General features: G+C 35.7%; 12 protein-coding genes. 4 read left to right on the top strand and 8 right to left on the bottom strand.

The features are described from left to right. Nucleotides 1-176: 176 nt before the first annotated feature. On the bottom strand, nt 177-1,049 hold the full coding sequence (gene dapA / locus ACODR7_RS11115) for a 4-hydroxy-tetrahydrodipicolinate synthase (protein WP_488839066.1): 873 nt from the start codon (nt 1,047-1,049) through the stop codon (nt 177-179). 107 nt (nt 1,050-1,156) lie between these two features. Here dapA and ACODR7_RS11110 point away from each other — a divergent pair, with 107 nt between their 5' ends. The 4 genes from ACODR7_RS11110 to recO are packed head-to-tail and all read left to right on the top strand — an operon-like array spanning nt 1,157 to nt 5,821. Next, nucleotides 1,157-1,912 (top strand): 5'-nucleotidase C-terminal domain-containing protein, encoded by a 756-nt coding sequence (locus ACODR7_RS11110; protein WP_488839065.1) that lies wholly within the window; start codon nt 1,157-1,159, stop codon nt 1,910-1,912. Nucleotides 1,913-1,914: 2 nt separating this feature from the next. Next, on the top strand, nt 1,915-2,865 hold the full coding sequence (locus ACODR7_RS11105) for a bifunctional metallophosphatase/5'-nucleotidase (RefSeq protein ID WP_488839064.1): 951 nt from the start codon (nt 1,915-1,917) through the stop codon (nt 2,863-2,865). A 1-nt stretch (nt 2,866) separates the two neighbouring features. Further along, nucleotides 2,867-5,131: a type IX secretion system anionic LPS delivery protein PorZ gene (porZ, locus tag ACODR7_RS11100; protein ID WP_488839063.1), complete on the top strand. Its 2,265-nt coding sequence runs from the start codon at nt 2,867-2,869 to the stop codon at nt 5,129-5,131. A 3-nt stretch (nt 5,132-5,134) separates the two neighbouring features. Continuing rightward, nucleotides 5,135-5,821, top strand: a complete 687-nt coding sequence (gene recO / locus ACODR7_RS11095) for a DNA repair protein RecO (RefSeq protein ID WP_488839062.1) — start codon at nt 5,135-5,137, stop codon at nt 5,819-5,821. Between the two features lie 14 nt (nt 5,822-5,835). On the opposite strand, the gene ACODR7_RS11090 is transcribed toward recO, so the two are convergent. From ACODR7_RS11090 to ACODR7_RS11060, 7 genes are all read right to left on the bottom strand, one after another. Next, nucleotides 5,836-8,505 carry an MGH1-like glycoside hydrolase domain-containing protein gene (locus ACODR7_RS11090; protein ID WP_488839061.1) on the bottom strand — a complete coding sequence of 890 codons (2,670 nt, stop codon included), beginning with the start codon at nt 8,503-8,505 and terminating at the stop codon, nt 5,836-5,838. 91 nt (nt 8,506-8,596) lie between these two features. Then, entirely contained in the window at nt 8,597-9,406 is an 810-nt protein-coding gene (locus ACODR7_RS11085) for a glucose 1-dehydrogenase (protein ID WP_488839060.1), read from the bottom strand. Nucleotides 9,407-9,479: 73 nt separating this feature from the next. Beyond that, nucleotides 9,480-9,953, bottom strand: coding sequence for a GNAT family N-acetyltransferase (locus ACODR7_RS11080; protein WP_488839059.1), 474 nt, complete (start codon nt 9,951-9,953; stop codon nt 9,480-9,482). A gap of 4 nt (nt 9,954-9,957) precedes the next feature. Then, the gene (locus ACODR7_RS11075; protein WP_488839058.1) at nt 9,958-10,515 is read right to left on the bottom strand and encodes a DUF1684 domain-containing protein; all 558 of its coding nucleotides are present in this window, start codon (nt 10,513-10,515) and stop codon (nt 9,958-9,960) included. A gap of 214 nt (nt 10,516-10,729) precedes the next feature. Continuing rightward, nucleotides 10,730-11,530 carry a GLPGLI family protein gene (locus tag ACODR7_RS11070; protein ID WP_488839057.1) on the bottom strand — a complete coding sequence of 267 codons (801 nt, stop codon included), beginning with the start codon at nt 11,528-11,530 and terminating at the stop codon, nt 10,730-10,732. Nucleotides 11,531-11,571: 41 nt separating this feature from the next. Then, nucleotides 11,572-12,615, bottom strand: a complete 1,044-nt coding sequence (locus ACODR7_RS11065) for a PDDEXK nuclease domain-containing protein (RefSeq protein WP_488839056.1) — start codon at nt 12,613-12,615, stop codon at nt 11,572-11,574. A 290-nt stretch (nt 12,616-12,905) separates the two neighbouring features. Beyond that, complete coding sequence (locus tag ACODR7_RS11060; protein ID WP_488839055.1) at nt 12,906-13,901, bottom strand: PDDEXK nuclease domain-containing protein; 996 nt, start codon at nt 13,899-13,901, stop codon at nt 12,906-12,908. Nucleotides 13,902-14,042: the final 141 nt, after the last annotated feature.

The following is a 14,042-nucleotide window of genomic DNA, read 5'->3' as shown; positions in this document are numbered from 1 at the left end:
TTCTAATTTTCAAATGCAAAGTTGATAAAAATTTTTACCGAATAATTTTTATCCCATCAGATGTGGAAATAAAAAAGGTGAAAGTATATCACCTTTCACCTTAATATGCTTACTATAATGATAAAATGTTACCGGAAAAGCATTATTCATTTCCAATAACCATCCATAATCATTATTTAAATTTTAGCCATTTCAGCCTTAATTTTTGCATGAAGACCTTCCGAAGCTTTTACCAAAGGAAGTCTAAGATAATTTTTGATGATTCCTTTTTCTGTAAGTATTACTTTAATACCACAAGGGTTACCTTCAGCAAAAATCAGACGGGTAATATCTACAAGTTTGTTGTGGATTTCATAAGCTTCTTTTACCTTACCTTCGAAAGCCAGCTGTACCATCGTAGAGAATTCTTTAGGATACGCCTGCCCGATTACAGAAATTACACCATCTCCACCGGCTAATGTTACCGGCAATGTATATTCATCATCTCCGGAAACTAAAGAAAATCCTTCTGGTTTCTTTCTAAGGATATCAAAATACTGCAGGATATTCGGTGCCGCTTCTTTAATCAAAAACAAATTCGGGAATTCCTTTGCAAGACGAAGCGTAGTCTCAGCTTCTACATTTTGCCCTGTTCTTGACGGAACATTATAAATGATAATATTTTTACCTGTGGAAGCTAATGCCTTATAATGCTGATAAAGACCTTCCTGGTTCGGTTTATTATAATAGGGAGATACTGAAAGTACGGCTTCAAATGCAGAAAGATCTGCTTCTTCAATCTGTTTCTTGACGTCAAGAGTATCGTTACCGCCAATTCCCAAAACTAAAGGAAGACGTTTATTATTCACCTTAATGATATGCTCAATTACCTGTTTCTTCTCCTCCGCAGAAAGCGTTGCGGCTTCTGCCGTTGTTCCCAATACAACTAAATAATTGGTTCCGTTTTCAATATTGTACTCCACCAGTTTTGTTAAACTGTCGAAGTCAACGGATAAATCTTCATTAAAGGGCGTTACCAATGCAACACCTACTCCTTTTAAAATGCTCATCTGTTAGAATTATTTTTGCCAAATTTAATAATTTACAGTAAGAATTTGTAATAAATAATAATGTTTTATTATACATATAGTTATATTTGCATATACTAAAAGAGATTATGAAAAATAAATTCTTGTTACTGGGAATTGCTCTGGTGTCGCTTACTGCATGCAAAACGGCTTCTGCGCCGCAGCTTGTGAATGTAAAGACCCAGAAAAATATTTCTATTAATAATGAGCTAAAAAATGATGAGGAGTTTGTAAAATTTATCGAACCGTATAAGCAGAAACTGGATAAAGAAATGAACCAGAAGATTTCACATACCAATGTGGATCTTACCAAACAGGGCGATAACAGCAATCTGGGCAATCTTTTAGCTGACTATACGTTTGAAGGAGGTAATGAATGGATCAAAACTCATCGTAAGCAAAACGTAGACGCTGCACTGATTAATATCGGAGGAATCCGAACCACAATTGGAAAAGGAGATATCTTACTTAAAAATGTATTTGAAGTAATGCCTTTCGAAAATGAAGTGGTCATTGTAAAAATGAAAGGAGCAGATTTACAGGGGCTTTTTGAGTATTATGCAAAAACGCAGGTCAACAATCCTGTTTCTCATTTATACATTGAAACAAAAAACGGACAGGTAATTAAATCCTTAATTAACGGCTACACAGTAGATCCGGCTAAAGATTATTATATTGCCACATCAGACTATCTTGCGCTGGGCGGAGACAATATGAAATTCTTTGCTAAAGGAGAATCTATTGCTACAGGAATTAAAATGAGAGATTTATTTATCGATTATTTTAAAAAAACACCTGAAGTGGTAGTGAATTCGGATGTTCGTTTAAATTTTATCGGGAAGTAATAATGGATAGAAAAAGTTTTTTAAAAGCAATAGGCGGAGGATCTTTAGCAATGGCTTTAGCTCCTAATATGATGATGGCGGAGGAATTAAAAATTCTTAATTTAAAATCTGCAAATAAACTGACTATTCTACATACCAATGACCAACATAGCAGAATAGAGCCTTTTGACGCAAGCTATACAAAAAATCCCAATCAGGGAGGTTTTGCAAGAAGGGCAAGCTTAATACAACAGATCAGGAGTCAGGAAAGCAATGTTCTTCTTCTTGATTCCGGAGATATTTTCCAGGGAACTCCTTATTTTAATTTCTTCGGAGGTGAACTGGAATTCAAATTAATGTCTATGATGAAATATGACGCCTCTACCATGGGAAATCATGATTTCGATAATGGACTTGATGGATTTTTAAAAGTGCTTCCCAATGCGAAGTTTCCTTTTATCTGTTCCAATTATGACTTTAAAAACACCATTCTCGACGGAAAAACATCTCCTTATCAGATCTTCAGCAAGAATGGAATAAAAGTGGGAATTTTCGGGGTGGGAATTCAGCTGGATGGCCTTGTAGGCAAAAAACAATATGGAGAAACCGTTTATACCAACCCGATTGATGTGGCACAGCATTATTCAAATTTCCTGAAAAAAGATCAGAAATGTGATCTGGTGATCTGTCTTTCACACATCGGCTACGACTACAAAGACGAACCTGATAAAATAAGTGATAAAATTTTAGCGGCCAATACGGAAAATATTGATATTATCTTAGGAGGCCATACTCATACATTCTTACCGGAACCTCAGAACTTTACCAACAGACAGGGCAAAAATGTTCTTGTCAACCAGGTGGGATGGGCAGGCCTTCTTTTAGGTAGGATAGATTTTTATTTTGATACAAACAAAAACGTACAGCATATTTCCTGGAACAATCAGGTAATAGATAGCAGCATAACCGCATAATATGAAAAAACTTTCTATAATTTCTCTTGGTATTTTAGCATCCCTGCAGCTGACAAAAGCTCAGGTTATTTCATCCAAAAAATGGGCAGATCTGTTTTCCTACAATAATGTCTTAGCCATGAAAGAAGACAACGGAAAAATCATTGCAGCCACTCAAAACGGAATATTCTATTATACAATATCAACAGGAGAAATTACGAAGTTATCCAAAGCCAATGGTCTGCACAATATCGGAATTACCGCTTTCGATTATAATCCGCAGACTAAAACAGGACTTATCGGTTATGAAAACGGATCTATGGACGTCATTACGCCACAGGAAATAAAATATATTGTTGATATTCCTATTGCTACAGGATATAACGGGAACAAAAAAATTAACCACATTTCCATAACAGGAGATCAGGCTGTCATTTCTGTTGGATATGGAGTTTCCATATTTAACCTTCAGAATAAAGAGTTTGGTGATTCTGCATTTTTCCTTTCCGGTGGTGTTTATCAGGCAAGTAATGAAGCCACGATATTCGGAAATAAAGTATATTCTGTAACGGATACTGGATTGAAAAGCCATCAAATGAATACTACGTTTCCCGTATATTCTACGTGGACAACGGAAGCTCCGGGAGCTTTCAAACATATAGATTCAGAATCAGAATTGGTTTACTCAACGGCTACAGCAGCTTATATTTATAACAACGGTACTCCAACACAACTTCCTACTACTTTTGAAAAAATCAGGGATGTTATTATGACTTCCAATAGTATTGTAGTTACAGATAACAGAGTGTACACCTATGGAATCAATGGAATATCACAAAATGCAGTAAGCCTTGGTGAAGAATGTAATACTGCATTAACAGCCGGTGGAAAGATTCTAGGAGGAACTGTATTATCGGGGATTAAGGATGAAGGGAACAATACTTTTAAACCTTCCGGCCCTTACTTCAATTTTGCGTATACTATCAATCTTTTTGATAATAACCAACTTTTAGTTTCCTCTGGTGCCAGAGCCAACAACTACAACCATCCGTTTATTCAGCCACAAGAGCCGGGATTTTATTATTTCAATGGTACGGAGTGGATTTATCCTTCATTTTTCAATAAAAATAACCCCAATCGTCCCATCTATATCAACGTATTGGATGCTATTATAAGTCCTTATAACAGTAATGAAGTACTATTTACCAATTATACAATGTTTGATAATGGGGTTTACAAAATGAAGTACAATGCTACCAGCAAAGATTTTGAACTGGTAAAATATTATAATCTGGGTGCACAGCCTTACCTCAGACGTCCTGTAGGTTTTGCTGTAGATCCACAAAATAATCTCTTTGTTTCTTTTGGATTCAACGATGGGAATCCTTCTATAGGAATCTACGATAAAGCATCTGATGATTTTCTTATCAAGAAAATAGTTCTTGCCAGTGATGGTATACAAAAGACTGTTTACCATGAAAACATGCTATGGACTCCTCTACCGAGATCTAATAATTTCTGGGTATATGACTATAAAAATGCCACTAATCTTTCTGATGACAATGATTATATCCTGGGAACGTCTAATGGATTTAACAGTTCAGGAGGAATTTTATCCGTAGCATTTGATAAGGCTGGCGATGCATGGATCGGTACAGACGGAGGTCTAAGGATTATGTCTAACGCAGCATCGGAAATAAAAAGCGCCCAGCCTAAAGTGGCGCCTATAGTTATAGAGCAGAATGGTTTGGGGGAAGAGCTTTTCAGAGAGTCAGCAATTCTTCAGGTTGCGGTAGATGCAGGTGATTATAAGTGGGTATCTGTTGATGGTGGTGGTGTTTATTATCTGTCTGCCGACGGTCAGAGAACCATAAAACATTTTACAAAAGAAAATTCACCTCTTCCTACGAATAGTGTTACCGATATAAAGATTGATAAGAAAACAGGCAAGGTCTATTTTGTAACGTATAATGGTATCGTAACCTATCAGGGAGATGTTGCAGATGTAACTTCCAATTTCGGGGATGTTGTAGTGTATCCTAATCCTGTTGTTTATTCTAACTTCAAAGGAAAAGTAACCATTAAGGGTCTTGCAGAAAAAACCAATATAAGAATTGTAGATGCTGCAGGAAATGTAGTGCACTCAGCCGTAGCACGCGGAGGATATTATGAATGGGATATGAATAATCAGAAAGGAACAAGAGTAGCCTCAGGGATTTATTTTGTTCTGATGACGAATGAAGACGGATCCGATAAAGCTACCGCTAAAATAGGAGTAGTCAACTAATTAATGAATTCACAAAACGGTTTTTTACTTTCATTTATAAAATATGGAGAAAATGATGCTGTATTGCATTGTTTTACAGAAGAAGAAGGTTTTCAGAGCTATTTTCTGAAGGGAATTTATTCCAAAAAGAATAAAAAGAAAGCCTTGCTTCAACCGTTGAGTCAGCTCAATTTTTCTGTAAATCCATCACGGGGCAACGGCATTCCGTCTGTTTCAAGGTTTGAACTGGTAAAAAACAATGATATTTATACAGACATAAAGGTCAATACCGTCATTTTCTTCATCTCAGATTTTCTGAGCCATATTCTTAAGCATGAGAATAAAAATATTCCGATCTATTCCGGTATTGATCATCTTATCAGTGAGCTGACGAATAAAAACTATCAGGCACATCTTCTGTTTTTGCTTTCTTTTTTAAAAATTCAGGGTGTTGCTCCATTGCTGGGTGAAGGCAGGTTTTTAGATCCGGAGACCGGAACTTTTTCTCCGGGAATAAGTCATCAACTTTTCAATGAAGAAATTTCCATGCTGTGGAAAGAAGCGCTTTGTGCAGAAGATTTTTATGCCACAAAAATCCATCCTTCTTTAAGAAAAGATTTCCTGGACAGTCTTTTGGTCTATTATCATTACCATATCACAGATTTCAAAACTCCGGCCTCACTGGAAATTATTCAGCAGATATTTGAATAAACCAGATTATCTTTTTACTTGCCTGTTGTTTTTCCAATATCCTCCGGCATTTCCGTTTCGGATGCTGCCATTTCTTTTTTGGAAAATCTGGGTTGAAGGATCTTCGCAATAAGTCCTGTCCAGCCAGTCTGATGGGAAGCTCCTACTCCACGGCCGTTGTCTCCGTGAAAATATTCATAGAACAGGATATAATCTTTAAAATCCGGATCGGTCTGAAATTTTTCATACTGCCCATGAACCGGGCGTTTCCCATTTTCATCCTTTAAAAATATCTTGGCGAGTCTCTTGTTTAAGGCATCTGCAATCTGATCCAGGTTTGAATAATTACCGCTTCCCGTAGGATATTCCACTAAAAAATCCGGGCTGTAATAGAAGAAAAAACGCTGAAGACTGTCAATAATAAGGAAATTGATAGGAAACCACACCGGACCGCGCCAGTTGCTGTTTCCTCCAAAAAGACCGCTATCACTTTCAGCAGGGGTATATTTTACACTGTAATCCGTATCATTCAATGTTAATGTGTAGGGATTGTTTTCATATTCTTTGGATAAAGCTCTTACTCCGTAATCACTGAGAAATTCTTCCGGATTCAACATTCGGTTTAACAGTCTTTTCAAGCGATGTCCCCGAAGCAGAGACAAAAGGTGTTTGGAATCCTGCCCTTTCACTTCCCATCTTGAAACCAGAGAAGCCAGTTCAGGCTTGTTATCCAGTACCCATTTCATTCTTTTCTTAAAATTGGGAAGGTTTTCAATCATTTCATCATCGATGACCTCAACGGCAAACATCGGAATTAATCCAACAATGGTTCTTAACTTGAGATACATATGTGTTCCGTCACTGGAAGCTATAGCATCATAGAAAAATTCATCCTGCTCATCCCAAAGACTGAAATTCTCATCGCCCATATTATCCAGTGAATGGGCAATCGACAGGAAATGTTCAAAGAATTTCATCGCCATTTCTTCATACACTTTATTGTAAAGAGCCAGTTCCAGGGCAATTCTCATCATATTCAGGGCAAACATGGCCATCCAGCTTGTTCCATCCGATTGTTCCAGCTGTTCTCCGTTGGGCAAAACAGAATTCCTGTCAAAAACACCGATATTATCAAGCCCCAGGAATCCTCCTTCAAAGATATTATTACCGTTAAGGTCTTTCTTATTAACCCACCAGGTAAAATTCATCAATAGTTTCTGGAAAGCACTTTCCAGAAATTCCAGGTCGGGTTTATCTTTTAAATATTCATCAATTTTAAATACTCTGAAAACAGCCCAGGCATGCACTGGAGGATTCACATCACTCAGGTTCCATTCGTAGGCTGGCAGCTGTCCGTTGGGATGCATATACCATTCAAACAGAAAGAGTTTTAACTGATGTTTTGCAAAATCGGGATCTATCAGGGAAAAGCTGATGGTGTGAAATGCCAGATCCCATGTTGCATACCATGGATATTCCCATTTGTCCGGCATTGAAATGATATGCTCATTGTTCAGATGCTTCCAGTCGAAGTTTCTTATTGTCTCCCGGGATTTTGGCGGAGGCATTTCCGCAGGATCACCTTTCAGCCATTTTTCTACATTGTAGTGATAAAACATTTTATTCCACAACATTCCGGCAAAAGCCTGTCTTTGAACCAGTTTTTCATCGTCCGAAGCAATTCCTTTCTGGATTTCTGCATAAAACTCGTCTGCCTCTTTTTGTCTTTGTTCAAAAAGAATATCAAAATCTTTAAAAGGTTCTCTTAGATCTTTATCTGACAGTCTGAATTCAAATATTTTTGATTCTCCTGCTTTAAAATCTTCATCAATAAAGAAAGAAGCTTTAGTTCCTGTATTTTGAGGATTCACAGTCTGAGAATTTCCCGTCATTACAAAATTATTGATCCCGTCTTTACAGTATTTCGACTCATTGGAAGACTGGTAAAGCCTTTCATTATTGGTCTCGTTATTACAAAATAAGGTCTTTAAAGATTGTTTTGCATAGACATTTTTAATCTCAATATCCTGATGTATGACTTTAATATGATCTGCATCTTCCGCAGACAGTTGAGGTTTATATTCATCATATCCCCAGCTCCAGGTATTCCTGAACCAGACAGTCGGAAGAATTACCAGAGACGCTTCCTTTTCAGATTTATTGACTATTGTTAGCCTTACAAGAATATCATTCTGACTTTCTTTTGCGTATTCAATAAAAATGTCAAAGTATTCATTGTAATCAAAAATTCCGGTATCAATCAACTCATATTCAGCATCCTCTTTTCCTCTTGCTGCATTTGTTTTTACAAGCTGTTCATAAGGGAAGGCATTTTGAGGATATTTATACAGCATCTTCATGTAAGAATGGGTAGGGGTGGAATCCAGATAGTAAAAATATTCTTTCACATCTTCACCGTGATTTCCCTGGCCATTGGTGAGTCCAAAGAACCGCTCTTTGACCATTTTATCCTTTTTATTCCAGAACCCTACAGAAAATACAAGCTTCTGGAGATCGTCACAGATTCCGCATATTCCTTCTTCGCCCCAACGGTATGTTTTGGCTTCTGCGGTGTCATGATTGGTATAATTCCATGCATCTCCGTTTTCACTGTAATCTTCACGAACAAGCCCCCATTCACGGTTACTGACATAGGAACCCCATTTTTTCCATGAAACATCTGAAATTCTCTGTTTTTCCGACATAAGCGATAATTATGAGTAATGAGTACTATTTAATTTCGTTTCAAACTTTAAGAACAATCTCAAAACTGTAAACTTTAAATCTTGAACTCTCCTATCCTCCCGTAGAAAAACTTTCAAACGTAGTCATTCCACCATCCACGAAAATGCTGGTTCCGGTGATATAATCTGCAAGGTCACTGGCAAGGAATGCAGCTAAGTTTCCGATATCCTGTGGCTGACCGATTCGGTTATAAGGAATAAGAGTAAGGAGAGAATTGAGAGCTTCCGGAGTATCCCAGGCAGTCTTATTAATGGGAGTTTGAATAGCTCCCGGGCAAATGGAATTGACACGTATTTTGTCTGCACCATATTCCTGAGCCAATGTCTGCATCAGCATTCTGACTGCACCTTTACTGGAAGCATAATTAGCATGTCCCGCCCACGGAATAATTTCGTGCACTGAACTGATATGAATAATTTTTCCACAGGCAACAGACCGAGAAGGATCTATTCCCCGTCGCAGAAATTCTTTAATGGCTTCTCTGGCGCATAGAAATTGCCCCGTCAGATTGACTCCGATGACAGCATTCCATTGATCCAAAGTCATTTCAGTGAATTCCGCATCCTTTTGAATGCCTGCATTATTAATCAGAATATCTACAGTCTGATATTCAGCAATGACATCCTGAAACATTCTGACTACCTGGTCTTCCTTGGAAACATCGCATTGGTAGGTCATTCCCTTTCCTCCGGCGTCCGTTATTTCTTTTAAAACAGCTTTGGCTTCATCCGTAGATCTTTCCGAGGAATGATTGACGATCACTGTTGCCTTTGCTGCAGCCAATGATTTTGCAATTCCTGAACCGATTCCGCTGGAAGCTCCTGTAACTACTGCCACCTGGTTTTGAAGTGATATTTCCATGTTTTGTAATTTGATGTTACTCAAAATTATGGAAAGATATCAGCAGATAAAAAATTATGATTTTAAAATTTTATTAAAGTTTTTTGTACATTAGGTATTGAGACCCGCTTCTTCCAATTCTTGTTTTACCGTCATAAATATATCCTGCCTGAAGATAAATATGGTAAGCAGATTCATTTTTCTGGTTTACAGCCAGTACAATTTCATCGCAGGTCTTGAAATGATTTTGGACAAAAGTACCCACGTCCAGCATCGCAGCTTTTCCAATTCCCATTCCCTGCATCTGAGGATTCACAGAAAGGGAACGCAGTAAAACTGAATTCTCATTATCTGTAAGATCTAATTTATCTTTCCCAAAATCAAGGACAAAAAAACCTACAGGCAGATCATTTTGAAATATCGTCACTGGAAATGCGTCATCATCATCCCGCTCACTGATGCTTTGTAAAACCTGCTGAGCAGTCGCTGTAAACCTCATCTGATTGTCATCCAAAGCATAACTGACTCCGGAAAGATCTTCTGGTCTAAAGAATTCTAAATGTATCATAGTATTAGTGATGGTAGATATCTTCATACATTACTCCTGCACGGATTTCTACAGGAAGTTTATTTTCCTCAGGAACAATGGGACAATTATAATCATAAGCGTTATAAGCACAGAAAGGATGATAGGACTGATTGAAATCAAGCACGATAGTATTTCCTTTCGGGATTTTAAGATCCATATATTTCCCTCCTCCATAGGTTTCTTTTTCATTGGTAGCATCACGGAACGGAAGGAATAGATAGTCTTTATATTTTTCCTGTTTGATCAAATCCAGACTTTGGTAAAGCGTTACAGTATAAGGCTTACCATCCAACGTAAAGGTTGCTTTTCCATATTCCTGATACGACTTTGCTTTTCCTGAAGACGTAGGAAGATCGAAGGGTTTTGTATCTTTTGATTTGACAAATTGTGCTGTCACTCTGTATTTAGTATCAAAAGGAAAGAAGGGATGCCCTTTAAAATTTTTAAAATTATCACCTCTTAACGGAGTCTCTTTTGGGCTAAGATATTCTGCATTCAGTTCTTTCTGAAACCTCTCTACCTCTTTCTCTTCCTTTGACATTTTTTTCTGAGAAAAAACCCATAATGGAAGCAGTAGAAAGAGTATTATATATTTTTTCATAAATTTAAAATTATAAGTAAAACTATCGTTTATTAAAATTATTTAGCAACAATTAGTCCGTATCTAATAAAGAAAACTAATAAAGTTTATCTTCATTACAAATTAATAAAACCATTGGCAGTTTCAAAATGGCGATACCATTCCGCGGAAGTTTTTATTTATAATTGATTTTGTGATTCAACTCTAAAGGATTATTTTCTTCAAGAATAGATTTTTGCGCTTCTCTGATCATTCCATTCATATCTTTTTCATTTCCCTGAGGATCTGTAAATATAACTTTTTTGGCGGTTTTGGTATTCCAAGGGTCATTATAATATGATTTTCCGAGCTGCTCATATTCTGTCCAGTCGATTTTAATTGTTTTTGTCCTTACATCAAACCAATTGCTGCCTTTTTTTACCTGTATTAAATTGAATGAGTAATCATGTTCTGTATCTTCAATGGAAATGATTAAACCGGGTAATCCATTGAAAATATAGGGACCGTCATTAAAAGGCAATTCCGTCGTAAACCAAGCAATCCAGCTTCTACCACCATAACTAACTTCTGCTTTTTGCGATTTATATTTTCCAATAGTTTTTTGTTCCGGTATGATTTTCCAATTTAGCTGTTCATCAATCGGTAAAACATAATTTGCCTTTAAGTAAGTAATAATTTTCTCTATTTTTTTATTACTGATATCTTTTTTAATATAAAATTGATTTTCAACCCCCATTATATAGCCTCCATTTTTATTAATGAGCTTCAGGGAATCAGCATTTCTGGACATGGAATCTCTAAAAATAGAAGTATTATTCTCCAAATCCAAAATCATATTTTCAGTATTAATATTTTCAGGTTTTTCCTTACTTGTTCTATATTTAGCTTCATAAATAAAGCTAAACTTTTGTGAAAAAAAAGATGTTGACAGTAGTAAAAAAAATAAAATTAATTTCAATTTGTGTGGTATTTTCATAGAATCTATCGTATTTTGAGACTTTAAAAACAGAATCCTTTCTATATTTCATTATATTCTTGTCCCTCTTGAATTTCTTTTGCGTTAATTTCATTTAATATCAAAGTTTCAAGCTCATCTTTTGGTAATAGCATTTGATATTCCGCTACACTAATTGGTTTATTGATATCTTGCAATGCTATTTCTACATCTACATGATCTTTATCAGCACATAGAATTATACCAATAGATGGATTTTCATTCTTACCTCTTTCCAATCTGTCAAGCAAAGAAAGATAAAGGTTCATTTTACCAACATGTTCAGCTTTAAAACTTCCAATCTTTAATTCTACAGCCACCAATGATTGTAAGCCTCTATGAAAGAAAAGTAAATCTCCAAAGTATTCTTTATTATTGTATTCTAAACGGTATTGATTCCCAATGAAAGAAAAGCCTTTACCTAATTCCAAAATAAAAGCTCCAATTTTTGAAATTAACCTTTTTTCTAATTCCAATTCTTTTACTGGTTCTGTAATTCCTAAAAAACCCAGATTATATGAGCTTTTAAATACTTCATTAGCATATTCTGCACTTATGGGAGGTAAAGTAGAATTGAAATTATTTGCTTTTACCTGGTTTTCGTTACTATTATAGATGTCCATTTTAATTGCATTAAGCAAAAGATCTCTTGACCATCCTTTTTCTATTACTTCGTTTGCATAAAATGCAACAGCAGGAAGGGACTGTACTTTGTCTAATAGTAATAGGTTATGTCCCCATGGTAAAACTGCTACAGAGTGTAGCAGTTTTACATCTGCCTGATAATAACGCTCGTAGAAGCGTTTCATATTCCACAAATTACGTGGTGAAAGCCCCATGTCGGGAAATTCATTTTTTAGATCAATAGACAACTGTTTAACAACATTGCTACCATACCCTTCCTCTAATTGTTTTTCAGAAAGCAACTTTCCCAAGTTCCAATATACTGAATTTGCTGAGCTGTTTACCTGCTTTGCTATTAATGTTCTTGCCGTTTTTATATGATCAATAGCTTGATGTAAAAATTGGCTGTATTCGGAATTATTTATTTGGGACAAATCAGTCATTTACTTTCATTTATTATTATACTACTAATTTTTTTGCACGTAAGTTCTAATTAGATCAAGAATATATCACTACAAAATTCATATTTTAGTTAAGATTACAAATTTACAATTTGCATTAATTATAAGAAGATTAGATCTTCATATAAAATTTTTAGTTTTATAGAACATTGTAAAGTTATACTATTCAAATTAATTTAAAATACCCCCAGTAAACTTCCAAATTTTTAAATAAAAAGACTTCTAATAAATCGTTTTTTGAGATTTTAAGCGGGTATTTATGTTGGGTATTTTTATTCTTTTTGGTTGTCCAGCTCAAATTTCACTCTGTCTGCCTCTATCAAATTCTTCAGTTCTTTTTCGTCAGGAAGATATGTTCTGTATTTACTTGCGAATAGCTTCTCATTTTCTGACATTACGGAGTATTTCACTACCGTTTCATCTTTTTCGGTACATAAAATAATTCCTATTGTGGGATTGTCATCAGCTCCTTTCTTCAGATCATTATACATTCTTACATACATATCCATTTGCCCAATGGCTTCGTGAGTCAGCTTATGAGTTTTAAGGTCTACAAGCACAAAGCATTTAAGGTAATAGTTGTAAAATACCAGATCTATATAGAAATCTGAAGTATCAGTACCGATATGCTGCTGTCTGGCAACAAACGCAAACCCTTTCCCTAACTCCATTAAAAATTGCTGAAGGTGCGTAATTAAAGCTGATTCTATTTGAGTTTCAGTTTGTGAAATATCTGAAGGAAGTCCTAAGAATTCAAATATGTAGGGGTCTTTAATATAATTGGATATTTCTTTGTTTTCTGCTTCCGGAAATTTTAATAATCTACCTAAATACTGGCTGTCAATGTTTCTTTGAAGTGTCCTTGTATTCCAGTTTCCTTCAATAGAATGTTCTATATACTGTATTCGGTGTTCAGGATTTTCAATTCTACTAATAATTCGGTAGTGAGTCCAGCTCAATTCGGTACGCACTGCGTTCCAAATTGGAAATGCGATGAAAAAAGCTCGCATGTTATTAAGATTTCTTTCATTAAATCCCTTTCCAAATTCCACTGATAGATGATTAGCAAGATTCTTCAAGACTGATTTTCCATACTTCGCACGAAGTTCACCATTTTGTTCATCCTCAATAATAAGCTGCCCAATTTCCCAATACATTTTCAGCAATATAGTATTACTGTTTCTATAAACTTGGTCTTTGGCATCAACAATAATTTTTGCAATGGAACTGTAAAGGTCTTGATTAAATTCTGGTGTCTTTTCTATCATTTACCAAAATTACAAAATTTACTGTGTGTAATTTAGTTAGTCATTCCTTAAAAGTCAAATAATATTTTGATTTTCAATTTGATACATTTTAATTTCGTAAAAAATCGTTGTAAAAAATTGCAATAAATTGTATTTTTAGGG

The organism is Chryseobacterium sp. FG46 (assembly GCF_057809135.1).
This window is presented reverse-complemented; position numbering and strand designations above follow the sequence as displayed.

Bases quoted from the DNA above. Each gene is read 5' to 3' on its own strand.
- ACODR7_RS11060 (WP_488839055.1), bottom strand. From the start codon at position 13,901: ATGATAGAAAAGACACCAGAATTTAATCAAGACCTTTACAGTTCCATT.
- ACODR7_RS11080 (WP_488839059.1), bottom strand. From the start codon at position 9,953: ATGATACATTTAGAATTCTTTAGACCAGAAGATCTTTCCGGAGTCAGT.
- ACODR7_RS11105 (WP_488839064.1), top strand. From the start codon at position 1,915: ATGGATAGAAAAAGTTTTTTAAAAGCAATAGGCGGAGGATCTTTAGCA.
- dapA (WP_488839066.1), bottom strand. From the start codon at position 1,049: ATGAGCATTTTAAAAGGAGTAGGTGTTGCATTGGTAACGCCCTTTAAT.
- ACODR7_RS11075 (WP_488839058.1), bottom strand. From the start codon at position 10,515: ATGTCAAAGGAAGAGAAAGAGGTAGAGAGGTTTCAGAAAGAACTGAAT.
- ACODR7_RS11070 (WP_488839057.1), bottom strand. From the start codon at position 11,530: ATGAAAATACCACACAAATTGAAATTAATTTTATTTTTTTTACTACTG.
- ACODR7_RS11065 (WP_488839056.1), bottom strand. From the start codon at position 12,615: ATGACTGATTTGTCCCAAATAAATAATTCCGAATACAGCCAATTTTTA.
- ACODR7_RS11085 (WP_488839060.1), bottom strand. From the start codon at position 9,406: ATGGAAATATCACTTCAAAACCAGGTGGCAGTAGTTACAGGAGCTTCC.
- ACODR7_RS11090 (WP_488839061.1), bottom strand. From the start codon at position 8,505: ATGTCGGAAAAACAGAGAATTTCAGATGTTTCATGGAAAAAATGGGGT.
- recO (WP_488839062.1), top strand. From the start codon at position 5,135: ATGAATTCACAAAACGGTTTTTTACTTTCATTTATAAAATATGGAGAA.
- porZ (WP_488839063.1), top strand. From the start codon at position 2,867: ATGAAAAAACTTTCTATAATTTCTCTTGGTATTTTAGCATCCCTGCAG.
- ACODR7_RS11110 (WP_488839065.1), top strand. From the start codon at position 1,157: ATGAAAAATAAATTCTTGTTACTGGGAATTGCTCTGGTGTCGCTTACT.